Genomic DNA, 13731 nt, shown 5'->3' with positions numbered 1-13731 from the left:
CTCCTCAGTCGCGCAGGGTTCGGCCGGTCTTGGCCAGGAAGACGTCGTCGAGACTGGGACGGCGGAACTCGATCGATACGGGCTCGATCCCGGCGCGCACGAGCGCGCTGATGGTCAGGGGGATGGCGGTCGCGGCACTGTCGACGTACAGGCGCACCGCGGTGTCCACGCCTTCCACGCCGTGCACGAAATCCAGTCCGGTCAGCACGGCGATGGTGGCGGCGAGCAAGGACTCGTCCGCGCCGCCCGCCGAGCCGGGACCGGACAGGTGGACGGTCACCACGTCACCGGCGATGTCCCGCTTCAGCTGCGACGGCGTGCCCTCGGCGACGATCAAACCCTTGTCGATGATGGAAATGCGGTCGCACAAGGCGTCCGCTTCGTCGAGGTAGTGCGTGGTCAGGAAGATCGTCATGCCGTTGTCGCGCAGCCGCCGGACCTCCTGCCACATCTCCGCGCGGCTCGGCGGGTCCAGACCTGCAGTCGGCTCGTCGAGGAACATCACCGACGGCCGGTGGATGACGCCGATGGCGAAGTCGAGCCGGCGGCGCTGGCCGCCGGAGTAGGTCTTGATGCGGCGGTCGGCGAACTCGGCGAGACCGAACGACGCCACCGTCGCGTCGGCCACGCCCCGGGCCTGCGCCTTGCCCATGCCGTGCATCTGCGCCTGCACGGCCAATTCCTGCCGCCCGGTCGCGTCGTCGTAGGTGCCACTGCGCTGCGCTACCAAGCCAATGACTTCACGCACCCGAGCGGGTGAACGCACCAGGTCGGCGCCGCCGATGACGGCGCTGCCGCCGTCGGGCCGGATCAGCGTGGCGAGCATGTGCAGTGTCGTGGACTTACCCGCGCCGTTGGGGCCGAGGAAACCGAAGATCTCCCCGGCACGCACGGCGAAATCCACCCCGCGCACCGCCGCCACCGGCTTGGCCTTCCTACCGCGGCCGCGGTAGGTCTTGCGCAGCCCCACGGCCTCGATCACGAGATCCCGGCGCGCGGGAGCGACGACCCCACCGGCCACGACGGCGTCGTGCACCGGCAGCAGGGGGCGCGAAGTCACCAGCGAAGGCTAGGTTGGCCATTCGCCCCATGACAATCATGCATTCGGACGTTTTTCCGCTCACCATGCGAAAAACAAGACGGGACACCACCGGCGCGCCCGATCACCCCAACGCGCGCAGCCGCGCCGCGATCGCCGCCCCGATCCGCGCGATCGGTTGTGGCAGCAGCATGTGCTCGTGCTCGGTGTCGACCTCGACGACGTCGACCGGCCCGTCGAGGTGACCGGCCCAGGCCGCCACCTTCTCGGCGGTGGTCTCCTCGGTCCGGGTCGCGGACAGGAACAGCACGGGACAGCGGACCCGGCCCGGCTCGTGCCGCTGCGCCACGGCGAGGTTGTTGCGGATGATCCGCGGCAGGCCGACCACCCGCCGGTCCGGCCACTCATGCAGCCCGCCACCCGGCCGGGCGCGGATCAGCTCCAGCATGTGCCCCACCGGATCCGGGTCGTCCGGTTCGATCACCGGCTGGTAGCCGAACTCGCGCAGCACGAAGTCGCACAACAGCCACACGTTGTCGTCGGCGATGCTGATCTTCCCGGGCAGCTGCGGGGTCGCGTCGCCGATGACAAGCAGGCCGACGTCCTCACCGCGCCGTTCGAGCTCTTCGGCGATGGCGTGGGCCATGTTCGCGCCCACCGACCAGCCGAACAGCGGGTAGGGGCCACACGGCCGGGTCTCGCGGATGCGGTCGGCGAAGTCGCGGGCCAGTTCGGCCATGTCCACCGTCAGCGGTTCGGGACGGCGAAGGCCCCGCGACTGCAGGCCGTACACGGCGTGCTCAGGCCCGATGTGGGGCAGCAGCGACAAGTAGCACCAGCTCGCCCCCACCAGCGGCGGCGCGCAGAACAGCGCGGGGCCCTCGCCGCCCGCGCGCAACGGCAGCACCAGGTCGAGAACTCCTCCGGCCGCACGGAAATCGGCGCGCCGCTGCCGTGCCCACGCGAACTCCGCGGCTTTCGGCAGCGCTTTCGGTTTGGCGGCGTTCAGGGCCGCGGTCCCGTCCACCCCGCTCATCCTCTCGACCCGACCCGGTCGGCACCAGCCGCCAACGCGGCGATGTGCGTGGCGGCCGCACTCGCTCCCCCGGCGTCGGCGAACTCGCCCGCGATGTGGCGAGCCCGCTGCCGGTACCGCGGCTCGTCCAGCACAGCGCGGACCGCCGTGTCGAGTTCGGCGACCGTCGCATCCAGGATCGGGACCTCGATCCCGGCGCCCGACGCGGCGATCTGGTGGGCCAGGGCCACTTGTTCGGCCCGAACGGGGGCGAGGACCATCGGGACGCCGTGCGCGAGCGCCTCGGTGGCCGCACCGCCCGCGTGGCACACCAGCGCGTCCAGGCGCGGCAGCAGGTCCAGCATCGGCACCAGCTCGGCCACGATCGCGTCCGCGGGAAAGGAATCCGCGGCCACACCCGAGGTCACGAACACCGCCTGCACGTCGTCGGACAGGGCGGAGAGCACCGTGGCGGCCCGGTCGTAGAAGTCCCCGATCATGTGACCGACAAGGGTACCCACCGTCACCAAGACATGCCGGCGGCTGGAATCCCAAGCGTGCCAAGGGAAGTCCGGGGCGTTCGGCCGCGAGCCCAGCACCGCGCCGGTGAGCACGCACCGCGATGGCAGGTCGGCCCCGGTCAGCAGCGCCGGGCTGGTGAGGGCGAGGACGAGGTACGGGGAGAACCGCGGGTCGACGGGCGCACCGGCGGGAAGGCCGGCCATCTCGCGCACCTGGGCCACCCGGTCGGCCACGAACTCGTCGAACCCGGCCAGTTCGGCCGGTGGCGTCAGCTCCAGCGTGCCGGTGCACAACGACACCCACGGCACGCCCCGCCGGTGCGCCACCACGCCGCCCGCGAACGCGTACTGCTCGGTGACCACGACGTCCGGTCGGTGTTCGGCGACCGCCGCGTCGACCGCCGAAAGGGTGAAACGCGTGAACGGGAGCAGATAACCGTCCCAGAGCGCGCGCAATCCGGCCATACCGGTTTCGTCGTAACGGCGGTACGCGCGTACGCCGGTCGGGTGCACCACCGCGTCGGGGCCGACCAGCGGGCGCAACACTTTCTCCGGTCCGCACCAGATCACATCATGTCCACTGTGGACCAGTTCCTGTCCGACGGCGAGCATGGGAAACAGATGACCCTGCAATGGCAGGACAACCAACAGGAATCGGGACACCGGAAAAATGATGGCATACGTTGACTGACGTAGAAACCATCTGGTGAGATCTGCGAATGTGACCGCCCTCGACGCGGTGTCGGTGTACACACCGGCATTTCGCGTCCCCCTCGAGAACCTCGCGGAACCGCTCGGGCTGACCGACATCCAGGTCCGGCTCTTCCGGCGGTTCCACGGGCTCGACGAGATCCGGTTCGATCCCGACCGCTCGCTCGCCGACCTGCTCCACGCGGCCGCGGCGGGGATCGACGGCCTGCGCGGCCAGGAAGACCGCGTCCGGTACGTCATCCACGGCCGCGCCATGCCGGTCGTGGTCCCCTATCCGCGCAACCCGTTGCACGAGGTCTGCCGGCAACTCGGGCTGGCGCACGCCCTGACGTTCACCGTCACCCAGCAAAGCTGCGCGAGCGGGTTGCTGGCCGTCGACCTCGCGGGGCGGCTGCTCGACGGCGATGGCGACCCGGACGCCCTCGCCCTGGTCTTCACCGGGGAGAAGGCGTTCACCCGGGACGCCCGGTTGCTGCCGGGCACCTCGATCTTCGGCGAAGGCGCGGCGGCGTGCCTGGTGAGCACGGACGGCCCCCGTGACCGTCTGCTGGCCTACGCCTGCGACCAGCAGGGCGGGTTCGACGCCGAGTTCGGCGAGAGCTTTGACCGGTTCCAGCGCGAGTACCGCCCCTCGCTGGCCGCCGTGATGCGCCGAGCCGTGGCCGAGGCGAGGCTGGGGTTCGACGACATCGCCCTGGTGCTGCCGCACAACGTGAACATCGTGACGTGGCAACGGTTGTGCCACCTGATCGACTACCCCGTCGACCGCGTGGTGCTGGCCAACGTGCCCGTCAACGGCCACCTGTTCTGCGTCGACGCGTTCGCCAACCACCGGACGGCCCTGGAGCAGGGCCTGCTGCGCGAAGGGGACCACTACCTCGTCGCGGCCGTCGGCGCCGGGGCCGGCGCGACGTACTCCGCCATGGTGTTCCGGCACTGAAACCGTTATCAGTCAAGGAGGCTGGCATGACCGCACCTGATGCGCAGGTCGACGTGGCGCTGCGACAGCGCGTCGTCGAGGCGATGTCGGAGGTCATCAAGCGGCTGGTGCAGCGCGACGAGCCGGTCACCGAGGACATGGACATGGCCGACGAACTGGGGATCAGCTCGTCGCTGGGGCTGGAACTGCTGCTGGAGGTCGAGGAGCGGACCGGCATCCAGATCGACGTCGAGGCGTTGCGCCCGGACGAGTTGCGGACCGTCGGGCAGCTCGCGACGTTCATCGCCACCCACAGCCGGCCCTGGTAACACCGGTGAACCTGATCCGCGCCGGGCGCCGGGACTTCCCCGCCCCCGCGGGATTCCTCATCGACGACGACCGCCGCAACGAGGTGGCCGAGTACTTCGCCGACCTGACCCGGCCCTACAACACCGCCGCCGGCACCGAGTTGTCCGGGCAGTCCTACGGCGAGATGGCCAAGGCGCTCATCGCGACCGTCGTGCCCGCGGACGAGCCGGTCGACCTGCTGGTGCTGGCGTTCTCGATCCACGACATGTGGCCGGGCCGGGCCACGGCGACGTTCCTGAGCCACCTGTGCCCCGGCACGCCGCTGTCGTTCGCGCTCTGCGATCAGGGCAGCGCCGCGCCGTTCACCGCCCTGCGCCTGATCCGCGAACACCGGCCGCGGCGAGCGCTGCTGCTCGCCGTGGAGCAAGCGATGCTGCCCTACGACTCGCCCGCCGTGCTGCCCAAGGAACACCGCGGCGTCGCCCTCTTGTGCGGCAACGACGACAGCGCCGGATCGCGGATCGCGGGCCTGGCCCAGCACCCGGATGTGGCGGCGCCGGACGTTCCCGCGCTGGCCGCTCAAGCCCTCACCGAACTGTCCGCGGGTCACGACGACGTGCGTCTGGTGCTCGGCGAGACGCTGGCCGACGCGTGGCCAGGCGCTGCCGAGCACACCCGCGCCGCCGCCGGTCAGCCGATGACCGGGGTGTGGTGGCAACTCGCCGACACCCTTGCCGAATCCGCGGGCCTCGTGGTGATCGGCGACTACGACCGCGACCTGCGCTACCTCTGCCTGGCCGCGATCCAGGCGCGCTGACCGGCAACCGGACCCACGACCGAGGAGCACCCATGATTCCGTTGTTCAAAGTGGCGATGTCGGCCACCGCGCCCGCACTGGTCGAGAAGGTCCTGACGAGCGGCTACATCGGTCAGGGCCAGGTCGTGGACCAGTTCGAGCAGGCCCTCGCGGCCCGCATCGGCAACCCGAACGTCGTCACGGTCAACAGCGCCACCTCCGGCTTGCACCTCGCACTGCACCTGGTGACCGGCGGTGCGAAGGACACCGAGGGCGAGGTCCTCACCACGCCGATGACGTGCAGCGCCACCAACTGGCCGATCCTGGCCAACGGCCTGCGGTTGCGGTGGGTGGACGTCGACCCGGCGACGCTCAACGTGGACCTCGACGACCTGGCCCGCAAGATCACTCCCCGGACCCGCGCGATCATCGTGGTGCACTGGGCGGGGTACCCGGTCGACCTGGAGCGGCTGCGCCAGCTCCTCGACCGGGCCGAGCAGGTGTGCGGCGTGCGGCCGATGGTGATCGAGGACTGCGCGCACGCCTGGGGCGCGACCTACCACGGGCAGCCGCTGGGCAACCACGGCAACATCTCGGTGTTCAGCTTCCAGGCCATCAAGCACCTCACGTGCGGCGACGGCGGTCTGCTGGTCCTGCCGACCAAGGAGCTGAACCGGCGCGCGCGGCTGCTGCGGTGGTACGGCATCGACCGCGACAGCAACGAGCGGTTCCTGTTCAAGAACGACGTCCCCGAGTTCGGTTTCAAGTTCCACATGAACGACATCAACGCCAGCATCGGCATGGCCAACCTCGAGGGCGTGGAAGAGGTCCTGCGCAAACACCGGGAGAATGCGGCGTTCTACGACGCCGAACTGGCCGGCGTGCCCGGTCTGGAGCTCACCGAACGCTCGCCCGACCGGGTGTCGTCCTCATGGATCTACACGATCAAGGTCGACGACCGCAGCGCGTTCATGCGCAAGATGGACGACGCCGGCATCATGGTGAGCCAGGTGCACGAGCGCAACGACATCTATTCCGCCGTAGGCGAGTACGCGGCCGTGCTGCCGGGTCTGGACAGCGTCAGCGAGCGCATGGTGTCGATCCCGGTCGGCTGGTGGCTCACCGAGCAGGACCGGGCGCACATCGTCGCGACGATCAAAGGCGGCTGGTAGCCGGTCCACGTCCACACGGGAAGAGAGCCAGGCATGCGCGTCCTGTTCGCCGCGCTGGCCGCACACGGGCACGTCCACCCATCGATCCCGCTCGCGATCGCGGCGCGGCGGGCCGGGCACGAGGTGCTCTTCGCCGCCGGGCCCCGGTTCCTGCCCGTGCTGCGCTCGGCCGGACTGGACGCCACGCCGGCCGGGATGGAACTGCCCGACGCCCTCGACGTCGTCCTGTCCCGCGACGGCGCGTCGTTGGGCCGCGATGAGGTCCTCGGCCGGATGATCGGCGAGATCCTGCCGCACCGGTGGGCCACGGACCTCGCCCCGCTGGTGGCGTCGTTCCGGCCGGATCTGATCGTCCGCGACGCCGGCACGCTCGGCGCCGGGCTGGCCGGGCGGGTCGCCGGGATTCCCGTGCTGTGCCACGGATTCGGCCGGGTGTCGGCCGACCCGATCGGCGCGGCGATGGTGGCGGCGTTCACCGCGTGCGCGGCCGGGTTCGGGGTGCCGGGCCTCACCGTGCTGACCGGTGAGCCCTTCCTGGACGTCTGCCCGGAATCGGTGCAGGCCAAGGACTTCCTTGCGCGGGACGGGCGGATCCCGTTGCGGCCGGTGGCGTGGTCGCAGCCGGGTCCGGTGCCCGGCTGGCTGCGCGAGCGCGACCGGGCGCGTCCGCTGGTCTACGTCACGCTCGGCACGGCTTACGCCGACGCCGAGCTGCTGCGCACGGCCGTGCTCGCGACCGCTGCGGTGGCGGTGGACGTCGTCGTCGCGACCGGTCCCGCCGTGTCCCCGGCCGAACTGGGCGCGCTGCCGGATTCGGTGCGGGTGTCGCCGTGGCTGCCGCAGGCCCGGTTGTGGCGCCACGTCGACCTCGTCGTGCACCACGGCGGCAGCGGCACCATGCTCGGCGCGTTCGCCGCGGGGGTGCCGCAACTGGTGCTGCCCCAAGGCTCCGATCAGTTCGCCAACGCGGAAGCGGTGCACGCGGCCGGGGCGGGCGCCCGGTTGCTGGGCGCGGACGCCGACCGCGACGCGATCACCGGCCGCGTCCGGGACCTGCTCGCCGACGAGGCCGCGCGCACGGCCGCGGGTCGCCTGGCGGCGGAAATCGCGGCCATGCCGAGTCCGGCGGACCTCGCGGCTCGGCTACCCGAGCTGGCCCGCTGATCCCTTACCGGTCAAGGGATCGGACGAAGTCCAGGAACCGCGCGTTGGCCTCGTCCGACCCGATGGTGACGCGGACGCCGCGGTCCGGCATCGCCGCGACCAGGATGCCCGCTCGTGCGGCCGCCTCGGCAAACCCGGCCGCCTTATCCCCCAACGGCAGCCACAGGAAGTTCGTCTCGCTGGGCGCCACCGTGATGCCGAGCCCGCGCAGGTCGGCGGCGAGCTTGGTACGTGCTTCGACGACCGCGGCGCAGCGGCGCTCCAGCTCCGCCGTGACATCCGGCTCCAGCGCACGCAACGCGGCCGCCTGGCCCAGCGAGCCGGTGAGGAAGACGATGCCCATCATGCGGATCGCCATCGCGAGGCCGGGCGGCACGACCGCGTAGCCGACGCGCAACGCCGCAAGGCCATAAGCCTTCGAGAACGTCCGCAGCACGCACACGTTGGGGTGCGAACGATGCAGGTCGACGGCGTCCGGGACGCCGCGGTCGGTGACGAAGTGCCGGTACGCCTCGTCGATGACCACCGGGACGTCCGCCGGGACCCGCTCGAGGAATGCCGTCAGTTCGTCGCGGTGCAGCACGGAACCGGTGGGGTTGTTGGGATTGCAGACCAGCACGCACCGGGTGCGGTCGGTCACGGCGTCCGCCATCGCGGACAGGTCGTGGCGGTGCCCGTCCATCGGCACCGCGACGCTCGTCGCGCCCGCGTTGCGGGCGATCAGCGGATAGCCCTCGAACGACAGGGCGGCGTGCACGACCTCCGGCTTCGGCCCGAACGCCTGCACCATGAGCTGCAGGAGCCCGGCGGAGCCGGGGCCGACGATGATCGTGCCCGGATCGACGTCCAGGTGCCGCGCGAGCCCGGCGGTGAGCGCGCCGGAGAGCCGGTCCGGGTAACGGTTGAGCAGCGCGGCACCGTCCTGCACGACCTCGCGCAGCACCGGCAGCGGCGGGTAGGGCGTCTCGTTCATCGACAGGTCGTCGGCCCGGTCCGCGGCGCTCATCGGTTCACCCCCTGGGCGCCCGCGGGCACCCGATCGGCATGGCGGTCGACGAGCAGCCCCAGCTGGTACAGGCGGTCGACGAACGTCAACGGCTGGACGTCGGTCCCCGACAGGTTCCCGGCGGTCTTGCGCAGCAGGCGCGGATTGGCCGCGGTGCGGCGCATCATGCGCGCGCCGAGGAGCTTCGGCGCGCCGGAGAGCGCCGTGATCATGCGGGTGGCGTTGTGGCTGACGGTCGCGATGTGGTCCAGCCGCGGGCGGCGGGCGGCCTCGTACGCGGCGAGCGCCTCGTCCTCGCTCGGCTGGTCCGCCAGGGCGGTGGCCAGCACCTCGGCGTCGACGAGCGAGCTGTTGACGCCCTGGGCCGCCATCGGGTGCACGGCGTGCGCGGACTCGCCGACCAGGGCCAGACCCGGCGCCGCGAGCTGGTGCGCGCGCAGCCGGGACACCGCGAACAGCTGCCGGCGGTGCAGGCTCGCCCGCAGCGGCCCGGCCACCGGCACGAGCGCGGGCACGTCGGCCAGCAGCGTGTCGCACCACGCGTCGAGCGCGCTCGTCCCACCGGCCCGGAACTCGTCGGGCCGCACCTGGACGTAGACCCGGCAACGCCGCCGGGGCAACGGGTAGACCAGGCACAGCCCGCGGTCGGTGCGGTAGGCGGACAACTCGGCGTCGACCTCGACGTCGGTCACGTCGAAGGCGAGCAGCCGGTGCGGGTACTCGTCGCGGTCCGCGGCGATGCCGGCGGCCTTGCGCAGTGGCGAGGACATGCCGTCGGCGGCGACCACGAGCCGGGCGTGGACCTCCGTGCCGCCCGGCCCGGCGCCGTCGCCGACCGCGCGCACGCCGGCGATCCGGCCGCTGTCGTCGCGCAGCACGTCGGTGACGCGGACGCCGCGCAGGATCCGCACGGTGTCCGGCATCCCGTCGGCGAGCACCGCGCACAGGTCGCGGTACTCGGCGCACAGCACCTGCCGGTGCGGGCCGGGCAGACCCGCGTAGTCGATGCGCAGCAACGATTTCCCGGCGCGGTCCCGGATGGCCAGCCGGTCGACCGGCCGCGCGTCCGTGTCCCGCAGGGCGTCGAGGACACCCCACTGGTCGAGCACGCGCAACGACTCGGGTTGCAGGATCTCGCCCTTCGCGGTGGGCACCGGGGTGCGCCTGCGGTCCACGAGGAGCACCCGCAGGCCCGAAGCGCCCAGCGCCCGCGCGGCGGCGAGACCGCCGACGCCCGCCCCGGACACGACGACGTCCACGGACGCGGGAAGGGCGGCGGTCATCGGGTCGCCGTCCCCGGCACGTCCGCGCTGGACGTCTCGGTGGCGGCGCGGTACTCGCCGAGCGCCTTCAGCGCCACCGCCTGGGTGATCACGGCGTTGGGGTAGAGCACGTGGTGGCGGATGTAGTTGCAGACCCGCGTGGCCGGCCAGCCGCCCTCGGGCCGCGCGGCGGCCACCAGCCACGCCACACCCCGGTCGACCGCTTCGGCGACATCTGCGCCGCCGCCCGCGGCGAGCAGACCCTGGACCACCCAGCCGGTTTCCTCCACCGAGCCCTCCGTGCCGTCGCCCGGTCCCCACGAGCCGTCCGGCAGTTGCGTGTCGAGCAGCCAGGCCACGGCCTTGCGGACGACCGCGTGCTGGGCGTGCCCCGCGAGCGACAACGCGCTGACGACGACGGCGGTGCCCGTCGTGTGGTCGCGGTACCAGAGGTTGTCGAAGGTGCCGTCGGGGTTCTGGGCCGTCAGCAGCCACTCGGCGGCCGCGGTGATCGCGGGGTGCTCGGTGGGGTGGCCCGCCTCGTGCAGCGCGGTGATGGCCTGGCTGGTGATCGCCGGGCACGGCCCGTCGATGGGGAGTTTGGTGTCGCGCACCCAAAGACTCCACGAGCCGCGTGAGTCCTGCCGTGCGGCCAGCCAGTCCAGGCCGGTGCGCAGCACCGGGTCGGACTCGGCGCCGGGCAGGCCGGCGAGCGCGCTGAGGATCTCCGCGGACTCCAGGGTGACCGGCCAGCCGCGCCGGTTGGAGAAGCTCCACCCGCCCGCAGGCACGTCCAGCACGGCGAACCGCTCGGTGGTCTGGTTGGCGTGGAAGAACTCCTTGGTGGCGCGCAGCCGGGGATCGCCGGCGTACCCCGCCGCGATCAGGCCCGTGGCGGCGTAGCCGGAGCGGGTCAGGTCGAGGTTGGTCACCGCGTCCCACGAGCCGTCGGGCCGCACGGCGCGGCGCAGCCAGCCGGCGATGGCCTCGGCGACGTCGGGCGCCTCGCCGGAGCGGGCCAGGCCGAGCAGCACCAGCGCGGCGGGCCACGGATCCTCGCTGAACGCCCCGGTTCGGCCCTCGTGGTCGTGGACCGAGCGCAGCAGGGCGAGCGCGGCCGGCCGGGCGCGGCGCAGTGTCATGCGGCGCAACGGGCCGGCGGGCAGCAGATCGGCCTGCATGAGCGCGAGACCGACGAACGGTGTGGTGCGGAACGAGACCAGCCGGCGGCGCACCTTGTCGAACAGCACGATCTCCAGCGGCAGCCGGCGCAGCTTGCCCGCGTCCTCGGTGAACCCGGCCATCGCGAGGAACTGGCGGCACATCAAGGAAACGGCCCGGTCGGCGACCGTGTTCACGCCGCCGAGCGCGGCGAGCGCGGCGCGCCCGGCCTCGATCGCCTCGGCACTGCGTTCGGGGGTGGTCATGGCCAGGGCGGCGGTGGCGATGGACGTGGGCACGATCGCGCTGGGTGCGCCGACGACACCGCCCCAGCCGCCGTCGGGGAACTGCTTGTCCCGCAACCACGCGGCGCCCGCCTCGACCAGGTCGGCGTTGCCTGCCGGGTCGGCGGCGTGCAACGCGGCGATCGCCCCGGCGGTGCCGAGGATCGACGCGGGCGCGTCATCGCCGAACGCCCCGTCCGGGCGCCGGCGCGCCAACAACGCCTCAGCCCCCCGTTCGATGGCGCTGGTGATGTCGGTGCCGGACACGGTTGTCATGACTCGCCCTCCACGGGAACCGGCCGCGACACCAGCGCCGCGGCCGTTCTGGCGGTACCCAGCTCGTGCCTGGGCCGCATGATGTGCTGGGTCCGCCAGGTCAGTGCGGCCAGCGGGACGAGCAGACCCAGCTGCCAGCCGACGCCGAGCCCGAGCCCCACGGCCCCGGACGCGAGCACGAGCCGTTCGACCACCAACACCTCGTGGGCCCGCAAGCCGATCGCGACCGACATGGCGGCGCGATGGGTGACCAGCGGTGCCAGCGCCACCGCGCCCAGCGCCACGACGACGGCGAGGGTGATCAGGTAGATCACCGGCCCGCGGTGCTCACCCACCCCGATCGGCACGATCGCCAGCGCCGCGCCGATCGTGGCGGCGTAGAGACCCAGCACCGTCCACACCACGTACGCCGCACCGCGCCGCGCGGCGAGGGTGAAGTACCCGCCCGTGCGGTCGCCGTCGATGTCGCGCAACGTGCCGACGAGGTTGGACGTGGTGTCGTGCAACCAGAAGACCGCGGCCAGCACCAGCACGGCGGCGGTGGCCGATGCGGGCCACTGGCCCGCCGCGCACGCGCCGTAGAGCAGCGCGAGGGCGCCGAGCGCGCCGCGCACCAGGTTGCCCGCGATGCCGCGGGCCTTGGCCCAGCGGCTGTACACGACGATCCCGAGCACGCCGAGCACCGCCGCGAGCGTCGTGCGCCAGCCGCCGGTCACCGCGAGCGCGATCAGCACGGCGACGCAGAGCCCGCCGCACAGCACGGCGGTGCGCGGGCGCAGCCGCCCGGACGGGATGGGCCGGTGCGGCTTGCTGCCCGCGTCCAGGTCGCGGTCGAAGTAGTCGCCGAGGTAGTGCCCGCCGAGCCAGGCCGCCGTGGGTGCCGCCCACGCCGCCACCAACCGCCACGGGTGCGGTGGCGCACCAGCTTCCGCGCTGACCACGGCGGCGCCGCCCAGCCCGACGAGCCCGACGTACCAAAGCGTGTAGGGCCGCCACGTCTCGACGTGCGCCCGCACCGTTTCCCGGACGCTCACCGCGGTTCGCTCGTCGTCCAGCGCGCGATGTCGGTGAGGACGGCGACGCTCGGGGACGGCGTCAGGACCGCCAGCTCGCCGATCGCGCGCTCGACGTGCGCGGCCATGACGTCGTGGGCACCCGCGACCGCGTCGCAGGACAGGACGAGGCCGTGCACCCAGTCGACGTCGTTCTCGCGTGCGGCGCGCCGGGCGAGCACGGCCCGCAACTCGTCGCGGTCGGCGTCCTCGGCGCGCTGGTAGGCGACGATGAGCGGCAACGTCGGGCGTCCGTTGCGCAGGTCGCTGGTCCCCGGCTTGCCGGTCTGCTCAGGCGTTGCCACATAGGCGAGCAGGTCGTCGCGGATCTGGAAGGCGATGCCGACGTTCTCGCCGTAGGCCGCGAGCCCGGCGCCCGCGGCCGCACCCGCGCCGCCGAGGATGGCGCCGATGTAGCAGGCCGCGCGGAACAACGCGCCGGTCTTCAACCGGATCATCTCGGCGTACCACTCGGCGCCCGCGTCGAGATCGGCCACCAGCTGCGATTCCAGCACCTGGCCCCGGCACAGGTCCCGGCCCGTTTCGGCGAGTTCGCCGACGGCGGCGATCACCCGCGCGGGCGATGCCACCCACGGTTCGTCCACAATGGACTCGAAGGCGCTGAAGATCAGGTTGTCGCCGGTGACGATGGCGTTCGGGATGCCGTAGGCGGCGGGTACGGACGGCCTGCCCCGGCGGGTCAGGTCGCCGTCGATGATGTCGTCGTGCACGAGGGTCGCGGCGTGCAGGTACTCCAGGCCCAGCACGGCCGCCACGATCTCGGACGGGTTGCCGCCCACGGCTTGCGCTGCCTGCAACGCCATCAGCGGCCGGAGCATTTTCCCGGCGGGCACAAGGGCGTAGCGGGAACTGGCGGACAGTTCCTCGGCCGTCTCGGGCCAGCGGCGCAGCAATTCCTCGCGCACCAGCCGCCCCAACTCCCCGCGCACCAACTCGTTCAACAACGTCCGGTACTTCGGCGAGTCGGAAACGGTCATGCGCGTCCACCTTTCAAGCACGTGACCGATTCGGCGGCCCTAGCGA

The 13731-nt window shown here is 72.4% G+C and carries 13 protein-coding genes; 5 read left to right on the top strand and 8 right to left on the bottom strand.

Annotated features, from left to right (window positions below; translation table 11 throughout):
* Nucleotides 1–4 precede the first annotated feature (4 nt).
* The 3 genes from EV186_RS32545 to EV186_RS32535 form a co-directional block, all read right to left on the bottom strand.
* Nucleotides 5–1060, bottom strand: coding sequence for an ATP-binding cassette domain-containing protein (locus tag EV186_RS32545; RefSeq protein ID WP_243754406.1), 1056 nt, complete (start codon nucleotides 1058–1060; stop codon nucleotides 5–7).
* Between the two features lie 103 nt (nucleotides 1061–1163).
* On the bottom strand, nucleotides 1164–2075 hold the full coding sequence (locus EV186_RS32540; RefSeq protein WP_133853334.1) for a thioesterase domain-containing protein: 912 nt from the start codon (nucleotides 2073–2075) through the stop codon (nucleotides 1164–1166).
* Nucleotides 2072–3187, bottom strand: a complete 1116-nt coding sequence (locus EV186_RS32535; protein WP_208115893.1) for a glycosyltransferase — start codon at nucleotides 3185–3187, stop codon at nucleotides 2072–2074. Before EV186_RS32535 ends, EV186_RS32540 begins: the two co-directional genes overlap by 4 nt.
* Nucleotides 3188–3281: 94 nt before the next feature.
* On the opposite strand from EV186_RS32535, the gene EV186_RS32530 reads away from it, so the two are divergent.
* Genes EV186_RS32530 through EV186_RS32510 form a run of 5 tightly spaced genes read left to right on the top strand, consistent with a single transcriptional unit; the run spans nucleotide 3282 to nucleotide 7646 of the window.
* The gene (locus EV186_RS32530) at nucleotides 3282–4226 is read left to right on the top strand and encodes a 3-oxoacyl-[acyl-carrier-protein] synthase III C-terminal domain-containing protein (protein ID WP_243754405.1); all 945 of its coding nucleotides are present in this window, start codon (nucleotides 3282–3284) and stop codon (nucleotides 4224–4226) included.
* 26 nt (nucleotides 4227–4252) lie between these two features.
* Nucleotides 4253–4534: a phosphopantetheine-binding protein gene (locus tag EV186_RS32525; RefSeq protein ID WP_133853332.1), complete on the top strand. Its 282-nt coding sequence runs from the start codon at nucleotides 4253–4255 to the stop codon at nucleotides 4532–4534.
* Nucleotides 4535–4539: 5 nt separating this feature from the next.
* Nucleotides 4540–5331: a 2-hydroxy-acid oxidase gene (locus EV186_RS32520; protein ID WP_133853331.1), complete on the top strand. Its 792-nt coding sequence runs from the start codon at nucleotides 4540–4542 to the stop codon at nucleotides 5329–5331.
* 32 nt (nucleotides 5332–5363) lie between these two features.
* Nucleotides 5364–6482 (top strand): DegT/DnrJ/EryC1/StrS family aminotransferase, encoded by a 1119-nt coding sequence (locus tag EV186_RS32515; RefSeq protein WP_133853330.1) that lies wholly within the window; start codon nucleotides 5364–5366, stop codon nucleotides 6480–6482.
* A 33-nt stretch (nucleotides 6483–6515) separates the two neighbouring features.
* The gene (locus EV186_RS32510) at nucleotides 6516–7646 is read left to right on the top strand and encodes a glycosyltransferase (protein ID WP_133853329.1); all 1131 of its coding nucleotides are present in this window, start codon (nucleotides 6516–6518) and stop codon (nucleotides 7644–7646) included.
* A gap of 4 nt (nucleotides 7647–7650) precedes the next feature.
* Here the strand turns inward: EV186_RS32510 and EV186_RS32505 are convergent, their stop codons facing one another.
* Genes EV186_RS32505 through EV186_RS32485 form a run of 5 tightly spaced genes read right to left on the bottom strand, consistent with a single transcriptional unit; the run spans nucleotide 7651 to nucleotide 13685 of the window.
* Nucleotides 7651–8652 (bottom strand): histidinol-phosphate transaminase, encoded by a 1002-nt coding sequence (locus EV186_RS32505; protein ID WP_208115892.1) that lies wholly within the window; start codon nucleotides 8650–8652, stop codon nucleotides 7651–7653.
* Nucleotides 8649–9935: an FAD-dependent oxidoreductase gene (locus tag EV186_RS32500; protein ID WP_133853328.1), complete on the bottom strand. Its 1287-nt coding sequence runs from the start codon at nucleotides 9933–9935 to the stop codon at nucleotides 8649–8651. Before EV186_RS32500 ends, EV186_RS32505 begins: the two co-directional genes overlap by 4 nt.
* Nucleotides 9932–11635, bottom strand: coding sequence for a prenyltransferase/squalene oxidase repeat-containing protein (locus tag EV186_RS32495; RefSeq protein WP_133853327.1), 1704 nt, complete (start codon nucleotides 11633–11635; stop codon nucleotides 9932–9934). The genes EV186_RS32500 and EV186_RS32495 overlap by 4 nt, the downstream gene beginning before the upstream one ends.
* Nucleotides 11632–12669, bottom strand: a complete 1038-nt coding sequence (locus tag EV186_RS32490) for a UbiA family prenyltransferase (protein ID WP_208115891.1) — start codon at nucleotides 12667–12669, stop codon at nucleotides 11632–11634. The genes EV186_RS32495 and EV186_RS32490 overlap by 4 nt, the downstream gene beginning before the upstream one ends.
* A complete protein-coding gene (locus EV186_RS32485) occupies nucleotides 12666–13685 on the bottom strand; it encodes a polyprenyl synthetase family protein (RefSeq protein WP_133853325.1) in 1020 nt (339 codons plus the stop codon). The genes EV186_RS32490 and EV186_RS32485 overlap by 4 nt, the downstream gene beginning before the upstream one ends.
* Nucleotides 13686–13731: the final 46 nt, after the last annotated feature.

Source organism: Labedaea rhizosphaerae (assembly GCF_004362825.1).
In the GTDB taxonomy this organism is placed as follows: domain Bacteria; phylum Actinomycetota; class Actinomycetes; order Mycobacteriales; family Pseudonocardiaceae; genus Labedaea; species Labedaea rhizosphaerae.
Note: the sequence above shows the minus strand (reverse complement) of the source record. Positions and strands in the feature narration are given on the sequence as shown.